Genomic DNA, 19,468 nt, shown 5'->3' with positions numbered 1-19,468 from the left:
GATTCAGACAGGAGTTCCAATGCCGCTCGACCCTCAGGCGCAGGCGCTGCTCGCCGCGCTCGCCCAAGTGCCCGCGATCGATTTCGATCGACTGACCGTGCCCGCGTACCGTGCGAGCCTCGCCGGAGGCAGCGCGTTCGCGCCCGGCGACGCGATTGCCGCCGAAGAGGACTGGCAGATCCCGGCGCCGGGTCGTCAGTTATCCGCACGACTGTATCGGCCCGATGCCGACGGGCCGTTGCCGCTGACCGTGTTTTTCCACGGTGGCGGCTTCGTCGCGTGCGGAATCGATTCGCACGCGAACCTGTGCCGCAGTCTTGCCAGGCGGGCGCGCACGCTCGTGCTGTCGGTCGATTACCGGCTCGCGCCCGAAGCGCGCTTCCCGGCAGCCGCGCAGGACGCTTGCGACGCGGTGCGCTGGGCCGCCGCCGGTGCGCGTGATCTCGGTGCGCGCGCCGGGGCGATCGCCGTGGCCGGCGACAGCGCGGGCGGCAACCTGGCCGCGGTCGCCGCGCTGCAGTTGCGCGGCTCGGGCATCGCGATCGCACACCAGTTGCTGCTGTATCCGGTCGTCGATTGCGCGACCGAGCATCCGTCGTACGAATCGCTTGGCGAAGGCTATTTCCTGACGGCGGACGCGATGCGCTGGTTCAAGCGCCAGTATTTCGACGACGGCGCCGACCGCGCATCGCCGCTCGCGAGCCCGCTCGGCGTGGCGGACCTGTCGGGCGCGGCGCCGGCCACCATCGTCAGCGCGGAATTCGATCCGTTGCGCGACGAGGCCGAAGCGTACGCACTGCGTCTCGCGCAGGCCGGCACGCCGGTCTCGCTCGTGCGCTGGCCGGGCCAACTGCACGGCTTCGCGAGCATGCTCGGCGCAATCGACGCGGCCGATCGCGTGCTGACCTTCGGCGCCGACGCGCTGCGCCGCGCCTTCGACGCGACGGAGGCGCAATGACGCTCGCCAGTACGCCGGAAATCGTCGACGAGCTGCGTGCGGGGCGGATGGTCCTGCTCGTCGACGAGGAGGACCGCGAAAACGAAGGCGACCTCGTGATCGCGGCCGATCACGTGACGCCCGACGCGATCAACTTCATGGCGCGCTTCGGGCGCGGGCTGATCTGCCTGACGCTGACCGCGGAGCGCTGCGAGCAACTGCGTCTGCCGCCGATGGCCGATCGCAACGGCACGCCGTTCGGTACCGCGTTCACCGTGAGCATCGAGGCGGCCGAAGGCGTGACGACCGGCATTTCGGCAGCCGATCGCGCGCGAACGATCCGCGCGGCGGTGCGCGCGGGCGCGCGTCCCGACGATCTCGTGCAGCCCGGCCACGTGTTTCCGATCGCCGCGCGCCCGGGCGGCGTGCTGGTGCGCGCGGGACACACGGAGGCCGGCTGCGATCTCGCGGCGCTCGCCGGGCTCACGCCCGCGTCGGTGATCTGCGAGGTGATGAACGACGACGGCACGATGGCGCGGCTGCCCGAGCTGCGGACGTTCGCCGCGCATCACGGGCTGAAGATCGGCACGATCGCGGACCTGATCCATTACCGCCGCGAGCACGAGTCGCTCGTCGAACGTGTCGGCGAACGGCCGCTGCATACGCCGTGGGGCCGGTTCCGCGCGATCGAGTATCGCGACACCGTGCACGGTGCGCCGCATCTTGCGCTGGTGCGCGGCGAGCCCGATCCGTCGACACCCGTGCTGACGCGCGTGCACGAATGCCATTCGCTGCTCGACCTGCTCGACGCGGAACCGTCCGCGCATTCGTGGCCGCTGCACGCGGCGCTGCAGCGGATCGACGCGGCCGGTTGCGGCGTCGCGGTGCTGCTCGACTGCGACATGCGCGGCGACGCGATGCGAACGCCGGCCGGCCACGCACGCCGTGACGGCCGCGTGACGGGAATCGGCTCGCAGATCCTGCGTGAGCTCGGCGTGCGGCGGCTGAACGTGCTGTCGAGTCCGTTCCGGCTGCCGGCGCTGTCGGGGCACGACCTGGAAATCATGGCGTTCATCCCGCTCGGCAACGACGATCCGGAAAGCGCGGGCGCCGCCGATGCGAGCCCGCTGCGGGCGGCGTGATGATGCCGGGCTGACGGGCTGACAGGCGCGTGCCGCGCGTCCTGGCGCCGCCCCACGGGTTTCCGCTTGACAGGCTATCGTTTGTTTTTATGAAATACAGTCTCGGGTTTGTATTTTGACGATACATACCATAGACTGTATTTTTCGATTACAAACGATCGCCTGTCATTGCGCGGAGAGCCCATGGCATTCCCTGTCCAGACCTTGAGCCAGTTGCGCCCGATCCTCGTCGGCTTCCGGAAGTCGGCGGGGTTCACGCAGGCGCAGCTCGCTGCCCGCCTCGGCGTGACGCAACAGTCGTACGCGCAGCTCGAAGCCAATCCGTCCACGGTCAGTATCGAACGTCTTTTCAAGGTGCTGAACGTGCTCGGCGTTCGCCTGGCGCTCGAGCCGGGCACGCCGGACGACGCAGCGGCGCCAGCTGGCACCGCGCCGGCGCCCAAGCGCACGCCGGCCGCGCGCGGTCGCTCGTCCGGTTCGCCCGGTTCGTCCGAGCTGCCGGCTCGCCCGCCGGCCGCTGCGAAGGCCCCATCCGCCGCCACGCGGAAACGGCCCGCCGCCGCCACGCCCGGCAAGCCTCGGGGCACCACACGGGAGGACTGGTGACGATGGCCCGCCGCCCCCGCCACGACCGCCTCGATCTGTGGATGAACGGCATCCCGGTCGGCTACTGGGAAGTCCGGCGCGGCGTCGAGCGCCTCGTCTACCTGCCGGCGTGGGTCGACGATCCGCAAGGCCGTCCGCTGTCGCTGTCGCTGCCGTTCACGCCGGGCAATCAGCCGCACCAGGGCGCGATCGTCGCCGACTACTTCGACAACCTGCTGCCGGACAGCCAGCCGATCCGCCGCCGCATCGCGCAGCGCTACCGGCTCGGGTCGACGGCGCCGTTCGAACTGCTCGCGTCGATCGGCCGCGATTGCGTCGGGGCGCTGCAGTTGTTGCCCCCGGACGAAGCACCGGTCGACCTCGAATCGATCGACGGCACCGCGCTCGACGATACGGCCGTGGCCGACGTGCTGCGCCACGCGACCGCCGCGCCGCTGCCCGGCCACGCGGAGCCGGACGGCGAGCTGCGCCTGTCGATCGCCGGCGCGCAGGAAAAAACCGCGTTATTGCGCGACGGTGATCGCTGGCTGCTGCCGGCGGGCAGCACGCCGACCACGCATATCTTCAAGCTGCCGCTGGGGCGCGTCGGGAACATGCAGGCCGACATGCGCACGTCGGTCGAGAACGAATGGCTGTGTTCGAAGATCGTCGCCGCGTACGGCCTGCCGGTCGCCACGTGCGACATCGGCCGGTTCGACGACCAGAAGGCGCTGATCGTCGAGCGTTTCGACCGCCGTCCGTCCCGCGACGGCACCTGGATCCTGCGGCTGCCGCAGGAGGACATGTGCCAGGCGACCGGCACGCCGTCGGGCGCCAAATACGAATCCGACGGCGGCCCCGGCATCGCGACGATCATGGGCATCCTCGCGAATTCCGCCGAGGCCGCGCGGGACCGGACGAACTTCTTCGTCACGCAGTTCGTGTTCTGGGTGCTCGCGGCCATCGACGGCCACGCGAAGAATTTCAGCATCGCGCACCTGCCCGGCAACACGTATCGCAGCACGCCGCTGTACGACGTGCTGTCCGCGCATCCGATCATCGGCACGCGCCGCAACCAGCTGCCGCCGCGGCGCGCCCGGCTCGCGATGGCCGTGTGCGGGAAGAATCGCCATTACGTGATCGGCGACATCCAGCCGCGTCACTGGATCGCGCAAGGCGCGCGTGTCGGTCTGACCGAAGACGTCGTACGCGCGGCCATGGCCGATGTGGCGGCACGCACCGAACCGGTAATCGCCGGCGTCGCGTCGCGCATTCCGGCGGATTTCCCGTCAGACGTGGCCGATGCGATCTTCGACGGGATGCGCCGCCAGGCGCGCAAGCTGGGCGCGGCCGACTAGGCGGTGCGGGCGCCCGGGCGGCGGATCATCCACGTGGACGATGCGATCCGGCGTCGGCTCCGCACAATGGTCGCCATCCCCATTCCGACGCACGCCCGACATGGAACCTGCCGCCCTCGATACTGCGTTCAGCCCGCTGCAGATCGGCCCGCTGACGCTGCGCAACCGCCTGATCAAATCCGCGACCAACGAAGGGATGACGCCGAACGGCGTGCCGTCGCGTGCGCTCGTCGGGTTTCATGAACGCATCGCCGCGGGCGGCGCCGCGCTGACGACGGTCGCGTACTGCGCGGTCAGCGACGACGGCCGCACGTTCGTCGACCAGGCGCGGCTCGATGCGCCCACGGTCCGGCAATTCCGCGCGCTGACCGACGCGGTGCATCGCCACGGCGCGGCGGCGTCCGCGCAGATCACCCACGGCGGCTGCTTCACGTTCCTGCCGTCGCTGTCGACCAAACGTCCGTTGAGTGCGTCGGGCGGGTTCAACAAGGTCGGCGTGATGAGCGGCCGCCTCCTGAAGCAGGCGATGACGCGCGACCAGATGACCGTCATCGCCGACGAATTCGCACGCGCGGCGCGCCACGCGCGCGACGCGGGCTTCGACGCGGTCGAGATCCATATGGGTCACGGTTATCTGCTGAGCCAGTTCCTGTCGCCGCTGTACAACCGTCGCCGCGACGCATACGGCGGCGATGCGGCGCGTCGCGCGACGTTCCCCGTCGAGGTGCTGCGCCGCGTGCTCGATGCGGTCGGCCGCGATCTCGCCGTGGTCTGCAAGATCGGCGTGACCGAAGGCGTGCGTGGCGGCGGAACGCCCGACGACGCATCCGAGATCGCACGGCGGCTCGAGGCCGAGGGCGCGCACTTGCTGGTGCTGAGCGGCGGGATGAACGTCGAGTCGGTGTGGCAGCTGTTCGGCAGCCCGCTGCCCGGCGAGGCGCGCGCGAACGCCGACAACGCGATCGTGCGCACCGCGATGGCGCTGCAGAAGCTCACCGAGCCGAAGATGGGCGCGTTTCGGGAGATGTATTTCCTCGAGCATTCGCGGCAGGTGCGAGCGGCCGTCCGGATGCCGCTCGCCTATCTCGGCGGCGTGCGCTCGCGCGAGAACGTCGCGCTGGCGATGCGCGAAGGATTCGACGCGGTGGCGCTCGCCCGCGCGCTCGTGTTCGAGCCGGGTTTCGTGAACGAACTGCGCGACGGCCGCATCGCGCAATCGGGCTGCACGTCATGCAATCGCTGCGTCGTGTCGATGTACACGCCGGGCGGTACCGCATGCGCGCTCAAGGCGCCGAACGATCCGGCGCCGAACCGTGTGCCGGCCGCGGGCGTGTGACGTTACGCGGTCGCTGATTTCTCAGTCGCACTCGCGGCCGTGGCCACTACCGCGACGACGCCCTCTGCCGCTCACCCGGCGTCGCGGGCGCGGGCCAGCGCCGCGAGGTTTCCTTCCCCGAATCCGTGGTGCCCCTGCCGCTGCACGATCTCGAAGAAGATCTCGCCGGGCCGGCGCTTGACGAAGGTCTGGAAGAACAGGCGCGGCACGCCGTCGTTGCCGATTTCGCCGTCGACCAGCACCGCGCGGCGGCGCAGCGCGTCGAGATCGACGCCGTGCCCCGGCAGCCGCGCATCGACTTCGTCGTAATAGCGCGCCGGCGGTTCGATGAATTCGACGCCGTTCGCGCGCAGCGCATCGACGCTCGCCAGGATGTCGTCGGTCGCCAGCGCAACGTGCTGGACGCCTTCGCCCGGATGGTCCGGCAAATACGCGTGCATCAGCTCGGTGCGGCGCGTGCCTTCCTCGTAGACCGGAATCCGCACCGCGCCGCACGGCGACACCATCACGCGCGACTCTTCCGACACATGCCAGTGCGCGTCGATTTCATGGATTTCGCGGAAGTGCAGCAGGTCGTGATAGAAGTCGAGCCACTCGCGCATGCGCCCCGCGCCGACCGTCTGCGTGAAATGGTCGACCTGCTGCAGGCCCGTGCCCGCGCAATCGAGATCGGTATGCGCGGTCGCGATGTCGATCGGCCGGAAATCGATGTCGAAGATCGAGATGTCGCCGACGCCGCCGCGCTGGCCGTCCCGCCCACGCCAGCGGTCGACGAAATAAAGGTGCGAATCGCCGATCCCCTGGATTGCCGGAATCTTCAGCTCGCCGACCCCGATCCGCTCGCCCTCGAACGCCCACGCGCCGAGCTCGATCGCACGCTCGAACGCGCGCCGTGCGCTGGCCACGCGCAGCCCGATCGCGCACACGCCCATCCCGTATTCCTCTGCATAGCGCGCAGCGAACGAATCGGGCTCGGCGTTGATCAGGAACTGCATCTGCCCTTGCCGGTACAGCGTGACGTTCTTGCTGACATGGCGCGCGATCGCCTTGAATCCGAGCTGCTCGAAGCGTTGCGCGAGCGCGTCCGGCACCGGCGCCGCGAACTCGACGAATTCGAGTCCGGCCATCCCGAGCGGATTGGCGGCCGGATCGGCAACGGGCGGCGTATCGCTGGACAGGGGGTGGGAATTGCCGGGCATTACAGTCTCCGGGGTATGCGGTCGATGGGGATGACGCCCGGCGCGTGCGGCATGCCCGGCCGATGGGGTGGCCGGGTGTCCGCCCGATTCGGGCAGGGTTTTGATGGTCCCGATTTTAACCAGATCGTTCACGCCGGCACACCCTGGCCGAACGGGATACGAATGCCTCGCCTAGTGCAAACCCGGGATTCGTTCGATAATCGCACATAAAAGAGCGATAATCGCGCATTTTGTCCAATCGGCCAATTGCCGTCGCGCGGCGCGCGCCCTATTCTCCGTCCACCCATCGACTTCAATGCAGCATCGGACGCGGCGCCGCCACGATTCCACGATGCGCCATGCCAGGAGACTTCGCCATGACCCCAACCTTCGACACCCTCGACGCCGCCGCCGGCACCCGCGCGCGCAGCCAGGCCCGCAAGGCCGCGATCGGCAGCTTCGTCGGTGCCGTCGTCGACTGGTACGACTTCCTGCTGTACGGGATCGTCGCCGCACTCGTCTTCAATTCCGAATTCTTTCCGAAGGTCAGCCCGACCATGGGCACGCTCGCGGCGTTCGCGACCTTCGGCGTCGGCTTCCTGTTCCGGCCGCTCGGCGGCGTCGTGTTCGGCCATTACGGCGACCGGCTCGGCCGCAAGCGGATGCTCGTGCTGACCGTGATGCTGATGGGGCTGTCGACCGTCGCGATCGGCCTGCTGCCGAGCTTCGCGACGATCGGCTGGTGGGCGCCCGTGCTGCTGGTGCTGATGCGTGCGATCCAGGGCTTCGCGGTCGGTGGCGAATGGGGCGGCGCGGCGCTGATGGCCGTCGAGAGCGCACCGAAGCAGAAAAAGGCGTTCTACAGCAGCGGCGTGCAGGTCGGCTACGGCGTCGGGCTCGTGCTGGCCACGGGGATCGTGTCGATCCTGAGCCATACGCTCGGCGAGGCCGCGTTCAAGTCGTGGGGCTGGCGCCTGCCGTTCGTATTCAGCATCGTGCTGGTGCTGATCGGGCTGTGGGTCCGCAAGAGCATGGACGAGTCGCAGGAATTCGTCGAGAAGGTCGAGCACGGCAATCGCAAGCTGCGCCTGCCGGTGCTGGAGGCGCTGACGCGCCATCCGAAGGCGTTCCTGCTGATCGTCGCGCTGCGGCTCGCCGAACTGTTCACGATGTATATCGTCACCGCGTTCGCGCTCAGCTATTCGACGTCGAACCTCGGCATGTCGCGCGACCTGTTCCTGAACATCGGCCTGCTGGTCGGCGCGGTCAGCTGCGTGACGATCCCGTGCTTCGCATGGCTGGCGGACCGCTTCGGCCTGCGCCGCATCTACCTGATCGGCGCGCTGATCGGCCTCGCGTCGGCGGTGCCGTTCTTCGTCGCGCTGGAATCGCGCTCGATCGCGTGGATCGTGGTCTTCTCGATCCTGCTGGCCAATGCCGCGCACGACATGATCGTGAGCGTCCAGCAGCCGCTCTTCACCGAGTTGTTCGGTGCGGAATACCGCTACAGCGGCGCGGGCGTCGGTTATCAGTTCGCGAGCGTCGTCGGCGGCGGGTTCACGCCGTTCATCGCGGTGGCGCTGGTCAGCCTGGCCGGCGGTTCGTGGCACCTGGTCGCCGGCTATCTCGCGGTGGGTTGCCTGATCTCGCTGGTGGTCGCCGCGCGGATGCGGGCGGCGGAGTGAGGAGATGACCGGAGGGCCGGCCGCAATACGCGCCGGCCATTTTCACACCGGCTACTATCCCCGGCGAGCCGGACGGGCCCGGCCCTCGCCCAACGTCAAACACGGTCAATCCCGCGCGCAGAAGCCCTTTTTGCCCTCTGAACATTCCACGTCACCCGCCGACCAATGGCATCATATGGGCCTACGTCAGTCACAGATACGCCCCCATATCATGTCGAATCTCATCGTCCACGGCGGCACTCCGCTGCGCGGGGACATCAAGCCGTCCGCGAACAAGAACGCCGTCCTGCCGATCCTGTGCGCCACCCTGTTGACCGATCAGCCGCTGCGCCTCGTCGGCGTGCCGGACATCACCGACGTGCGCAAGATCCTCGACATCTTCCGCACGCTCGGCAGCGACGTGTCGGTCGACTTCACGACCGGCATTCTCGAACTCCACCATCGCAACACGACGTTCGACCCGGCCGTTCACCGCCTGCCCGAGGCGATGCGCTCGTCGATCATGCTGATTCCGCCGCTGCTCGCACGCTTCGGCGTCGCGCGCCTCGAGAACGACGTGAAGGGCTGCACGCTCGGCGTGCGCGAAATCGATCCGCACGTCGAAGTGTTCGAGCGCTTCGGCGCGCACATCCAGCGCACGCCCGATTCGCTGATCGTCCGTGCCGACGGCCCGCTGACGGCCAACGATCACTGGCTCGACTACGCATCGGTGACGACCACCGAAAACTTCGCGCTGTGCGCGACGGCCGCCGGCGGCACCTCCACGCTGATGAATGCGGCGTCCGAGCCGCACGTGCAGGAGTTCTGCCAGTTCCTCGCGATGATCGGCGTCGCGATCGAAGGCATCGGCACGTCGCGCCTGTGCGTGACGGGCGGCGGCAAGCTCGGCGGCGGCGAATTCCGCTTTGCCGAGGATTTCCACGAAATCGCGACGTTCCTCGCGCTGGGCGCGATCACCGGCGGCGACATCACGGTGCGCAACTCGTCGCCGGAGCATTTCCCGCTGATCGACCGCACGTTCGCGAAGTTCGGCGTGACCGTCACGCACCGCGACGGCTGGTCCCGTGCGGAACGCGACGGCCCGCTGCGCGTGCGCCGGCCGTTCACGCAGAACATCCTGACCAAGGTCGAAGCCGCTCCGTGGCCGTACCTGCCGGTCGACCTGCTGCCGATCTTCATCGCGCTCGGCGTGCGTGCGGAAGGCAGCGCGATGTTCTGGAACAAGGTCTACGACGGCGCGCTCGGCTGGTCCGGCGAACTGTCGAAATTCGGCGCGCACGTGCTGCTGTCCGATCCGCACCGGCTGATCACGTTCGGCGGCCTGCAACTGACGCCGGCGCGCGTCGAGAGCCCGTACATCATCCGTGTCGCGATCGCGCTGCTGATGGTGGCCGCGAGCATCGAAGGCCGCTCGGAAATCATGAACGCGCTGCCGATCCGCCGCGCGCACCCGCATTTCGTCGAAAACCTGCGTTCGGTCGGTGCGAACGTCGAGTGGACGAGCAGCGAGTAATGGCAATCGGGATGCGGCGGGCGTAACAGGCGCGCCGCATCCGCCGCTTTTTGCATTCGACCGGCGGCGCCGACGCGCCGCTGCCCCTCTTCAGCCATCGGCCGCCGTCGGGTGCGTATCGGCCATGCTCCCGCCTCATTTCCCGTCCCGGCATCGACGTCGTTCGCGTCGACGTGGCAGCATCGATCACACCATTACGGTCACGCCCCTCGGCCGGGATTGCTCGAGCGCATGAGCTGGATGTCGCCGGCGCCAATGCATTGCATCGCTCGCCGAACGCCAGATTCAGACCTGTCCGATTGCCCAAACACCTGTCGAAGCCATAGGCTGCGTTCCTGCCCAAGCGAATAGCCGCACACACGGCAACTCGCACTTCAACCGGAATGCAAGCGACATGGAACCTCGATTCACACTGATGCAGATGCGCGAAGTCTGGATCGATGCGTATCGCCACGCCGACGTCGAGCAACTCGATTTCGTGGCAAGCCCGCACTTCTTTATCCAGCACGAAAATCGCTTTCGTCCGAAAGCGCAGTTTCTCGCTCGAATGCGCGCCCTGTCGGCCGAACGGGCGACGGTCACACGTCGTGTTGCATACCGGGATGACGCGATACAGATCGCCGAGCACGCGCAATGGGCGACGATATCCGGAACTGGATTCGTCTGGCACGACGGAACGATGGATTCTCGCTTCGATTTTCTGGAGCTGTGGTGCGTGAGCGACACCCGATGGCGGATTGCCGCGCTTTGTCACGAACACACGTGAGCCCGAGAACCTCGCGCTGCCTGACCGCCCGTCGCGACCAGAACGCCGGACGAGCGCGTGCCCGAAACCGCCGGCGCTCAGACAAACGGATTCCGCAATACTGGATCACCCTCCACCCGCAAGCCGTCATGCATATCTTCGGTGTACAGGTACTCGCAGCCCTCGATCGAGGCCGTTGCCACGATGCACGGGCTGCAAGGCCGCACAGCCGGCCGAACGGATAGCGCCGGCTGGCCGCATGTCGCATTGTCCGCCGCGCCGCGCGATAATCGCCCACTCCCGCACGAACACCGCGCACGACGCGCCCCCGACCATGAAAAAGCCCGACCTCGACCGACGCGACTGGATTGCCGGCCTCGAAAAGGGCCTGATGATCCTCGAGGCGTTCGACAGCCAGCACGCGCGGATGACGCCGACCCAGGCCGCCGCCCGCACCGGCCTCACGCGCACAGCCGCGCGGCGCTACCTGCTGACGCTCGAATCGCTCGGCTACGTGTACACCGACGGCAAGCTGTACGGCCTCACGCCTCGCGTGCTGCGGGTCGGCTGGTCGTACTTCGATTCGGCGCGCCTGCCGCGCACGGTCCAGCCCTATCTGCAGCAACTGAGCGCGTCGCTGAACGAATCGGCGTACGTGAGCGTGCTCGACGGCTGGGAACTCGTGTTCATCGCCCGCAACGGCGTGTCGCGCGTGATGACGACCGGCTTCGTGCTCGGCGCGCGCGTGCCCGCCCCGCTGACGTCGCCGGGCGTCGTGCTGCTCGCGCATCAACCGGATCGCGAGGCCGTCCGCACGTGGCTCGACGACACCGAACTCGCGCCGTTCACGCCGCACACGATCACCAACAAGGCACGCCTGCTCGAACAGGTCGACCACGCGCGCGACGCGGGCTTCGCGGTGATCGAGCAGCAATTGCAGGTCGGCGTGCGCGGCATCGCGGTGCCGCTGAAGAACCGTCACGGCGAAGTCGTCGCCGCGCTGAGCACGAACATGCCGATCGGCGCGGAGACGACCGACGCGGCCGTGCGGCGCGTGCTGCCGCATCTGCAGGAAACCGCGCTCGCGATGCTCAACGTGCTTTAGGGATTCACGCGAGCCGCGCGCACGTCATCCCGCGCACGACATCCGTCACGCCCGTCACCCGATCCGCCACCACCGCGGCAACAGATCGCGCACCTCCCGCCGCCGGTAACGATCGTCGATCAGATGCACGACGCCCTCGTCGTGTTCGGTGCGGATCACGCGCCCGGCCGCCTGCACGACCTTCTGCAGGCCCGGGTACAGATACATGTAGTCGTACCCGTTGCCGAAGCGCGCCTCCATCGCGCGCCGCATCTGTTCGTTGACATCGTTGACCTGCGGCAGCCCGAGCGTCGCGATGAACGCGCCGATCAGCCGCTCGCCGACGAGATCCACGCCTTCCGAGAACGCACCGCCCAGCACCGCAAAGCCGACCCCGCGCCCGCCCGCGTCGAAGCGCGCGAGAAACGCGTCGCGCTCGCTTTCGGCCATGCCGGGCGCCTGGGCCCACACGGGCACGTCCGGATGACGCGTCTGCATCAGCGCGACGACGCGCCCGAGATAGTCGAAGCTGCTGAGGAAACCGAGGTAGTTGCCGGGCCGTGTCGCATACTGCGCGGCGATCAGGTCCACGATCGGTTCGAGCGAACGGTCGCGGTCGCGCCAGCGCGTCGATACGTGGCTCGCGACGCGCACGGTCAGCTGCTCGGCGCGGAACGGCCCGTCGACGTCGAGCCAGCCGGTGTCGGCCGGCAACCCGAGCGTGTCGCGATAGAAATGAAACGGGCTCAACGTGCCGGAAAACAGCACGGTCGCGCGCGCGGCGTCGTAACGCGGCGCGAGAAAGCCGGCCGGAATCACGTTGCGCACGCACAGCGTCGACTGGATGCGGCGCCGGCGCCCGGCCGGTGCGACGCCGTCGAGCCCGGCCTGGCGCGGCAGCGGCTCGCCGTGCAGCGTCGCGTCGAAGATCGACGCGCCGTCGAACGCATCGGCGAGCACGCCGAACTGGATCGCCTCGAAATGAAAGCGCAGCAGCGCGTCGCCGTTCGCGCGCGGCGCATCGGTCAGGTGTTCGCCGATCGCCGCGACGAGGTTCTGCACGGCCGACACGATCGGCCCCGGGATCTCGGGGTATGCCGCATAGCGCTCGGCCTGTGCGCGATTGAGCGTGCCCCACGCGCGCGCGAGCCGGTCGAACGCCTTGCGCAGTGCCGCGGGCGCCGCCTCGCGCGCGGCCGCGAACGCGAACGGGTCGAGCGATGCGCTGTACATCTTGCGGGCGCGATCGAGCAGGTTGTGCGCCTCGTCGACGAGCACGCCGACGCGCCACTGGTTCTGCTGCGCGAGCGTATGCAGCATCGCGCTGCCGTCGTAGTAGTAGTTGTAGTCGCCGATCACCATGTCCGACCAGCGCGCCAGCTCCTGCGCGAGATAGTACGGACAGACGTCGTGCGCGAGCGCCGCCTCGCGCACGGTATCGCGATCGAGCAGCCCCGCGCCGATCGCCGCGTCGCGCGCCGCCGGCAGCCGGTCGTAGAAGCCTTGCGCAAGCGGGCACGATTCGCCGTGACACGCGCGGTCGGGATGCTCGCATGCCTTGTCGCGCGCGACGAGCTCCAGCACGCGCAGCGGCAGCGCCGGCGTGCCGGCGCCGAGCGTGGTCGCCGCTTCCAGCGCGAGCGCGCGACCGGGCGTCTTCGCGGTCAGGAAGAACACGTGATCGAGCTCGCCCTCGCCGCACGCCTTCAGCAGCGGAAACACCGTGCCGAGCGTCTTGCCGATGCCGGTCGGCGCCTGCGCCATCAGGCAGCGCTCGTCGCGCGCCGCGCGATAGACGGACACGGCCAGCTCGCGCTGGCCGCTGCGGAATCGGCCGTGCGGAAACGTCAGCGCGCGCAGCGCCGCATCGCGGGCCGAGCGGTGCGCGGTCTCGCGCTCGGCCCAGCCGACGAAGCACGCGCACTGCTCGGCGAAGAACGCGGCGAGCGCGCTTGCGCCGAGCGTCTCGGTCAGCACGGTCTCGCGCTCCGACACGATGTCGAAATACACGAGCGCGACGTCGATTTCCGCGAGTCCGCGTGCATCGCACATCAGGTGCGCATAGACCTTCGCCTGCGCCCAGTGCAGCGCGCGATGATTGGCCGGCATCGCGTCGAGGTTGCCGCGGTAGGTCTTGATCTCCTCGAGCCGGTTCGCGACCGGATCGTAGCCGTCCGCGCGCCCGCGCACGGTGAGCGTGCCCCACGTGCCGGTCAGCGCGATCTCGGTTTCGTAGCGCGCGCCGCGCTTCGACGTGACGGCGCCATGACCGGCAATGCCTTCGAGCGCGGTCGGCGCGGGCGTGAAGCGCAGGTCGAGATCGCCGCGCCGCGCGGTGAATTCGCACATCGCCCGCACCGCGACGACGTAGCTCATGCGGACAATCCCGCCGCTTCGGCCTGCTCGACACCGGCTCCGGCCCATTCGACATCGACGACACGCACCGGCATGCCGTGCGCGAGGCAGTACGCGAGCCAGCGCGTCTGGTTGTCCTGCAGCCGGTCGCCGGGGCCCTTCACCTCGATCAATTCATAGCGCCGCTCGCCGGGCCAGAAACGGACGAGATCGGGCAGCCCCGAGCGGTTGCCGCGGATATCCGCGAGCAGGCGCGTGAACCACAGCCGCAGGTGCTCAGGCGGCAGGCAGGCCAGCGCCTCGTCGAGCAGTTCGCCGGTCAGCACGCCCCAGAACACGAACGGCGATTGCAGCCCCGTCTTCGTCGCGAAGTGCCGGCGGATCGTGTCGCGGTACGCGCCCGAGTCGAGTTGCGCGAAACAGGCGGCGAACGCGTCCGTGCGGCGCACGGCGAAATCGGGCGCGTGCAGGTCGGCCGGGCCGCGCTGGAACGGGTGAAAGAACGCGCCGGGCACGGCCGCGAACACGGGCTCCCAGCACAGCAGGCCGAACAGCGAATTGATCAGCGTGTTCTCGACGTAGTGAACCGGCGCATCGGGCTGCGCAAGATGGTCGCGCACCGCGTATTCGACGCTGACGAACGCTTCAGGGCGCATCAGCACGAGCGTCTCGCGCGGCACGTCGGGCGTGCTGCCCGCGCGTTCGACCCGCTGCCCGAGACGGCGCTGCAGGCGCGGCAGCATCCGCTCGACGCGCTGGCGCTCCTCGTCGCTTTCGAAGCCGCCTCGCGCATCGAGCGCCAGCGCGAGCGCATCGGCGTCGCGGCCGCAGCGTTCGAGCACGCGAATGCGCCGGTGCCGGCTGCCCGGCCACGCGCTGCGCGCATACGCGTCGAGCGCGGCAGCCCAATCGGCGCGGCGCTCGCAGGTCTGCCCGAGCGTGAACAGCAGCTTCGCGCGGCGCGTCGCGAGCCACGGCTGCGCGCAGCCGACCGCGTCGATCGCCTGCAGCAGATCGTCGAACGGCTGGTCGTCGGGCCATGCGTCGAGTGCTTCTCGGCAGGTCTGCAGCGCGAGATACGCGTCGACGTCGTCGCGCTGCTGGAACGCGCGCGACGACGGCGCGAACGGCACGCTTTCGTACTGGAACACGCCGAGATCGGCGAGCACGAATTCGCTCCAGTCCTGATGCAGATTGCCGAAGAACATCAGCCGCAGGCGGTCGCACAGCGCGCCGACCGTCACGCGCAGCACGCGATCGTCGGCCTGCGCGCACCATGCGTCGAGCGGTTGCGCCACGTCGTGCGCGGGCCGCAACCGCTCGAGCCACTCGGGCTTGCGCTCGCCCGCGTGCGCTGCGAGCGACGGGAACATCTTCAGCAGGTCGGCCTTGGTCGACAGCACGAACAACTCGTCGAGCGTGAGCGCGGGGGCCGGATCGACCCAGCCGAGCTCGACGAGCGGCGCGGCCGCGTCGAGCGTGCTGCCGATTTCGTCGTACGCGAGCTTGCTCGCGCGGAAGTCGGCGCCGCTGCGCATCAGCATCCGCACGAGCAACGCACGCGACCCTTTCGGCAACTGCGCGAAATGCGCGAGAAACGCATGTTCGCTCGCATCGAGCAGGTCGTCGTAACGCTCGCCGAGCCAGGCCAGCGCGCGTTCGAAATTGGTCAGGTAGTAAAACGCCGGGGGCGTCGGCGATGCAGGCGTCACGGGGATCGATCACTGTACGTTTGTACAGGTCGGAATCATATCAAATGTGACGAAAAATGCCGCATGCCGCGCACCGCCATGCGGCTGCCCCGCCGGCGCCGATCCGGTCAGAACTGGTAATTCACCGACATGTCGAACACGCCGTTCGTCGACTGCTGCGTGATCGGGCTGCGCCGTGCGCGGCCGACGAGCTGTTCGATCGCGCCGTCCATCGTCACGAACCAGTGCTTGTTGACGAACCACACCATCGTCACGCCCGCGCCGAACGACTTCATCCCCGCGCCCGACGAATAGGCCGGCAGCCCCGAGCGCGCGGAGGCCCCCGCGGGCACGCCGAACCAGCTGTTCATGTAGCGCGAATCGGCGAACGACACGGTCGGCCCGGCGAACCAGAAGAAGTGTTCGTTGCTGCCCGGCATCGGCATGTACGCGGAGAAATCGCCGACCCAGCCGTTCGAGCCGCCGATGCTGCGCCGCACATCCGCGCGCAGCACGAGCGGAAAATCCTTCGAGATCACGTAGTCGGCCGCGAGCTTCATCACCGGCGCCGCGTTGATGTTGTCGAGCCCGTTCAGGTGGTCGAGATCGTCGGCCGAGCGGCGTCCGAGGTCATAGCCGACCGACAGGCTCACGCGCCAGTTGGGCCCGCGCAACACGTTCGCGCCGAGCCCGTCGCCCGTCGACAGGAAGAACAGGTCGCGATAGCGCACGTCGAGATTCGGGCCGCCCATCACGCGATAGCGATCGGAACCCGCGTAGCGCGGCTGCAGCGTCATCGCCGCGCCAACGCTGACCTGCCACGTGGGGACGGTCGGACTGAACAGTTTCTGCAGCGGGACGCCCGCCGAGTATTGCCATTCGCCGAGCGGCGACGGCGTCTGGGCCGACGCGTCGCGGGCACCGGCCGCCGCGAGCGCGGCGAAGGCCGACAGGCCGGACACGAACCGGCGGGTGCCGGGCGACAACAACGGGCGGGCAACGGTCATCAAGGCGGTCTCCGTCGGTTGCACGAAACGAACCTGAGGGAAAGCGCGTCGCAGCCTGGCCGGCTGCAACGGCGAGCAGCCGACGGCGCGAACGTAGCGTGCGCTGAATTGTGAACATCCTACGCTGGCGCGCGCGAAGCCGCAAAGCGCCCGTTGACCGCGGGCACTTTGCCGTATTCCGGCATGAACCGGCGCTGGGTTGCGGAATCAGAAACGCTCGACGTGATAGTCGCCGGCGAGCGCGGCCGGGCTGCGCTTCGCCATCATGCGCGAAAAGCCGTCCGCGAGACGCCCGAGCGCGAGCTGCTTCTGGCTCGCGTCCCAGTGCGTGTAGGTGTCGTAGGCGGTGTCGTCGAACGACACGGTGACGGCGACCGGGCGCCCGCTCGCGCGAAAGCCGATATGCAGCACGCCGCCCGGCAACTCCTCGATGTGGTAACGCAACGAACGCGACTCGAAATAGCGGCCCAGCACCTGGGCGATCGCGCGCTTGTCGGGCGATTGCACGTGAATGTCCATGATGGTCCTCCTTTCTGTGATCGCGCGGCCGGCCGCGGTTCGCTGCCCTCGCCCGGCATCCGCATCGGCGGCGGCTGCGACGGCGGATCGCCTTGCGGCAGGCCCGGGAGCACGGGCGGATCGAACGGATCGTCGTGCTCGGGCAGCGCCGGATCGGGATCGAAGTCGGGCGTCGGCTCCGGACGGTGCAGCATGGATCGTGTACTCATGTCGCTCCTGCGCGGCGGCTCGCGCGTGTCGATGGGTGCGGCGAGCGCGCGCAAGCAGCGTGCCTGCCCGGCGGGCAGCCGCGCGCCGGTCATGCATCGTAGGCCGCCATCACCAGCCACAGCGTGCGTCCTTCGGCGGCGAGGCGCGCCGCGAGTGCGAATCGATCGGACGGCGCGCATCGCGCGGCGAGCGCCCGCCGTGCGCTTTCCGGCCCCGCGTAGACGGTAGGGTTCAGCTCGCGAACCTCGTCCTTCCCGTCGAACATGCGCCGCTCGGGCCGGTGGATCTGCGATTCGCGCTTCCATGTGTCGAAACGCTCGCGCACCTGACTGAAATCGCCGCCGCACACGTTCGCGTCGTAACGTATTCTTTCCCTGGGTTCATTCATCACGATGTCCTCTCGTCCACGCCGGCGGCGGGCCGGCCACGTCTCAGCCCGCCCGGCCGGCTCGACGGCTGCAAGCGTCATGCCGCCCGCGCTGCGCGGGTACGGTGCTTGCACCCCTCGTACCCATAAGGAGGTTCGATCATGACCGCATCCGCCCCCGGTAGCCTAGACGCCGTGTCACCGGCTGCCAGCCCGCTCTCCCTGGCCACGTCGCGCAAGCCGTCTGACGACAAGACGGAAGAGCGCATCGACGAAGGGCTCGAGGAGACGTTCCCGGCCAGCGATCCGCCCGCCGTCGGCGGTGCGACCCGCATCGACCCCGCCAGGCCGTCCGGCGAACGCGAACGTCGCGCGCCCGACGCCCCGCCACCGCCCCGCGATCACGGCTGACGGCGGCACCCCGGCCCGCGATGCGCGGCAGCGTAGCGTCGCCCGGCCGGCCCAACCGGAGTGAAGTGATGAAACGCATCGAACGTGCATGGCACGAAGTCAGCGGCGCCGCAGGCGTCGCGGCGCTCGCCGCGATCGAGAGTGCGCTGGTCCTCGCAATCGTCGTGATGACGGGCGTCGGCCACTGAGCGTCGCTCGCGGCCCGGCCACGGCTGCCGCCGTGGAAGATGTACAAGCCGGCTGGCAAATTTCTCCGTGGCCCGGCCGCGCAGGCCCGGCCTGTGCCGATTGAACGCGGCACGCGTTCTGCTTCCATGTCGTCTCGTTCACGAAGGAGGCGTTCATGTATCGCGTCAATGAAATCATGTCGCGCGACGTGGTCTGCGTCGCGCCGACCGACACGATTCGCCATGCGGCCGAATTGATGCAGCGCTTCGACATCGGCGTGCTGCCGGTCTGCGACGACACCGGGCTCGTCGCGATCGTGACGGACCGCGACCTCGCAGTGCGAGCGCTGTCGCACGGGCATTCGTCCGATACCCCGGTGAAGGTGGTCGCATCCGCGCCGGTGCAGTGGTGCGTGGAAGACGACGGCGTCGGCGACGTCCAGCAGCGGATGGCCGACGTGCAGTTGCACCGGATGCCGGTGCTCGACGCCAATCACCAGATCGTCGGCATCGTGTCGCTGGGCGACATCGCGACACGCGCGGGCGGCCCGGCACGCGACGAGTTGGCGAACACGCTCGAGGACGTGTCCCTGCCGCGCCGCCGCTGACCGCGGCCCTCACCCGTGCGGCCCGCGCGCCGTGTGCGCCGCGCCGCTTCGACCAGGAGAACAGCGATGACAACGGACAGACCGTCGCGCACGCAGGCGCGCATCGTCGGCGACCGCGGCCGTTCGGCCGGCGGGCCGGGGCCGGACGTGATGGCCGCCGGCACGCTGGAAGACGATCGCGTGCTGACGCTGGACGGCGACGACATCGGCAAGATCACGAACATCATGCTCGATATCCGCTCGGGCCGGATCGCGTATGCGGTCGTGTCGTCGGGCGGGTTGCTCGGGATCGGCGACAAGCTGCTCGCGGTGCCGTGGAACGTGCTGACGCTCGACGCCGGGCGCCGCTGCTTCGTGCTGCCGGTTTCGACCGAGCGCGTGCGCGACGCGCCCGGCTTCGAGAAAGACCGCTGGCCGACGATGGCGGATCCCGCCTGGGCCGAGGGGCTGCACGCGTACTACGGCGCATCGCCGTACTGGCTGATCGAGGAAGGCGAAACGGTACTCGACGCGCCGCCCTTCGAGGCGTCGCCGGAGGGCCCGGAAAGCGACACGCGGCCGCACTGACGG

18 protein-coding genes are annotated in these 19,468 nt (G+C 69.0%); 12 read left to right on the top strand and 6 right to left on the bottom strand.

Annotation, left to right across the window (positions count from 1 at the left end; genetic code table 11):
* Window positions 1-19 precede the first annotated feature (19 nt).
* From DID99_RS01475 to DID99_RS01455, 5 genes are all read left to right on the top strand, one after another.
* Window positions 20-958: an alpha/beta hydrolase gene (locus tag DID99_RS01475; RefSeq protein WP_124665909.1), complete on the top strand. Its 939-nt coding sequence runs from the start codon at window positions 20-22 to the stop codon at window positions 956-958.
* Window positions 955-2,079 carry a bifunctional 3,4-dihydroxy-2-butanone-4-phosphate synthase/GTP cyclohydrolase II gene (gene ribBA / locus DID99_RS01470; RefSeq protein ID WP_124665908.1) on the top strand — a complete coding sequence of 375 codons (1,125 nt, stop codon included), beginning with the start codon at window positions 955-957 and terminating at the stop codon, window positions 2,077-2,079. Before DID99_RS01475 ends, ribBA begins: the two co-directional genes overlap by 4 nt.
* A 183-nt stretch (window positions 2,080-2,262) precedes the next feature.
* On the top strand, window positions 2,263-2,685 hold the full coding sequence (locus DID99_RS01465) for a helix-turn-helix transcriptional regulator (protein WP_124519468.1): 423 nt from the start codon (window positions 2,263-2,265) through the stop codon (window positions 2,683-2,685).
* Window positions 2,686-2,687: 2 nt separating this feature from the next.
* A complete protein-coding gene (locus DID99_RS01460) occupies window positions 2,688-4,022 on the top strand; it encodes a type II toxin-antitoxin system HipA family toxin (RefSeq protein WP_124665907.1) in 1,335 nt (444 codons plus the stop codon).
* 100 nt (window positions 4,023-4,122) lie between these two features.
* On the top strand, window positions 4,123-5,358 hold the full coding sequence (locus DID99_RS01455; RefSeq protein ID WP_124665906.1) for an NADH:flavin oxidoreductase: 1,236 nt from the start codon (window positions 4,123-4,125) through the stop codon (window positions 5,356-5,358).
* A 71-nt stretch (window positions 5,359-5,429) separates the two neighbouring features.
* Here the strand turns inward: DID99_RS01455 and DID99_RS01450 are convergent, their stop codons facing one another.
* Window positions 5,430-6,557, bottom strand: coding sequence for a 4-hydroxyphenylpyruvate dioxygenase family protein (locus DID99_RS01450; RefSeq protein ID WP_124665905.1), 1,128 nt, complete (start codon window positions 6,555-6,557; stop codon window positions 5,430-5,432).
* Window positions 6,558-6,913: 356 nt separating this feature from the next.
* Between DID99_RS01450 and shiA the strand changes: the two genes are divergently transcribed.
* From shiA to DID99_RS01420, 4 genes are all read left to right on the top strand, one after another.
* A complete protein-coding gene (gene shiA / locus DID99_RS01440; RefSeq protein ID WP_124665904.1) occupies window positions 6,914-8,221 on the top strand; it encodes a shikimate transporter in 1,308 nt (435 codons plus the stop codon).
* Between the two features lie 211 nt (window positions 8,222-8,432).
* Window positions 8,433-9,734, top strand: a complete 1,302-nt coding sequence (locus DID99_RS01435) for a UDP-N-acetylglucosamine 1-carboxyvinyltransferase (RefSeq protein ID WP_044843107.1) — start codon at window positions 8,433-8,435, stop codon at window positions 9,732-9,734.
* 394 nt (window positions 9,735-10,128) lie between these two features.
* Complete coding sequence (locus DID99_RS01430; protein ID WP_124519472.1) at window positions 10,129-10,500, top strand: DUF4440 domain-containing protein; 372 nt, start codon at window positions 10,129-10,131, stop codon at window positions 10,498-10,500.
* Between the two features lie 313 nt (window positions 10,501-10,813).
* Window positions 10,814-11,584: an IclR family transcriptional regulator C-terminal domain-containing protein gene (locus DID99_RS01420; RefSeq protein WP_124484841.1), complete on the top strand. Its 771-nt coding sequence runs from the start codon at window positions 10,814-10,816 to the stop codon at window positions 11,582-11,584.
* A gap of 54 nt (window positions 11,585-11,638) precedes the next feature.
* On the opposite strand, the gene DID99_RS01415 is transcribed toward DID99_RS01420, so the two are convergent.
* The 5 genes from DID99_RS01415 to DID99_RS01395 form a co-directional block, all read right to left on the bottom strand.
* Entirely contained in the window at window positions 11,639-13,939 is a 2,301-nt protein-coding gene (locus tag DID99_RS01415; protein WP_124665903.1) for an ATP-dependent DNA helicase, read from the bottom strand.
* A complete protein-coding gene (locus DID99_RS01410) occupies window positions 13,936-15,630 on the bottom strand; it encodes a VRR-NUC domain-containing protein (RefSeq protein WP_124665902.1) in 1,695 nt (564 codons plus the stop codon). The genes DID99_RS01415 and DID99_RS01410 overlap by 4 nt, the downstream gene beginning before the upstream one ends.
* A gap of 107 nt (window positions 15,631-15,737) precedes the next feature.
* Complete coding sequence (locus DID99_RS01405) at window positions 15,738-16,616, bottom strand: MipA/OmpV family protein (protein ID WP_044843101.1); 879 nt, start codon at window positions 16,614-16,616, stop codon at window positions 15,738-15,740.
* 207 nt (window positions 16,617-16,823) lie between these two features.
* Complete coding sequence (locus tag DID99_RS01400; protein WP_044843100.1) at window positions 16,824-17,135, bottom strand: hypothetical protein; 312 nt, start codon at window positions 17,133-17,135, stop codon at window positions 16,824-16,826.
* 298 nt (window positions 17,136-17,433) lie between these two features.
* Window positions 17,434-17,733 (bottom strand): hypothetical protein, encoded by a 300-nt coding sequence (locus tag DID99_RS01395; protein ID WP_124519568.1) that lies wholly within the window; start codon window positions 17,731-17,733, stop codon window positions 17,434-17,436.
* A 141-nt stretch (window positions 17,734-17,874) separates the two neighbouring features.
* On the opposite strand from DID99_RS01395, the gene DID99_RS01390 reads away from it, so the two are divergent.
* From DID99_RS01390 to DID99_RS01380, 3 genes are all read left to right on the top strand, one after another.
* Complete coding sequence (locus DID99_RS01390) at window positions 17,875-18,123, top strand: hypothetical protein (protein WP_124484846.1); 249 nt, start codon at window positions 17,875-17,877, stop codon at window positions 18,121-18,123.
* A 343-nt stretch (window positions 18,124-18,466) separates the two neighbouring features.
* A complete protein-coding gene (locus DID99_RS01385) occupies window positions 18,467-18,898 on the top strand; it encodes a CBS domain-containing protein (RefSeq protein ID WP_044843097.1) in 432 nt (143 codons plus the stop codon).
* A gap of 66 nt (window positions 18,899-18,964) precedes the next feature.
* Window positions 18,965-19,465: a PRC-barrel domain-containing protein gene (locus tag DID99_RS01380; protein WP_124665901.1), complete on the top strand. Its 501-nt coding sequence runs from the start codon at window positions 18,965-18,967 to the stop codon at window positions 19,463-19,465.
* Window positions 19,466-19,468 lie beyond the last annotated feature (3 nt).

The sequence above is a fragment of the Burkholderia sp. Bp8986 genome, assembly GCF_003854225.1.
Taxonomy (GTDB): Bacteria; Pseudomonadota; Gammaproteobacteria; order Burkholderiales; family Burkholderiaceae; genus Burkholderia.
Note: the sequence above shows the minus strand (reverse complement) of the source record. Positions and strands in the feature narration are given on the sequence as shown.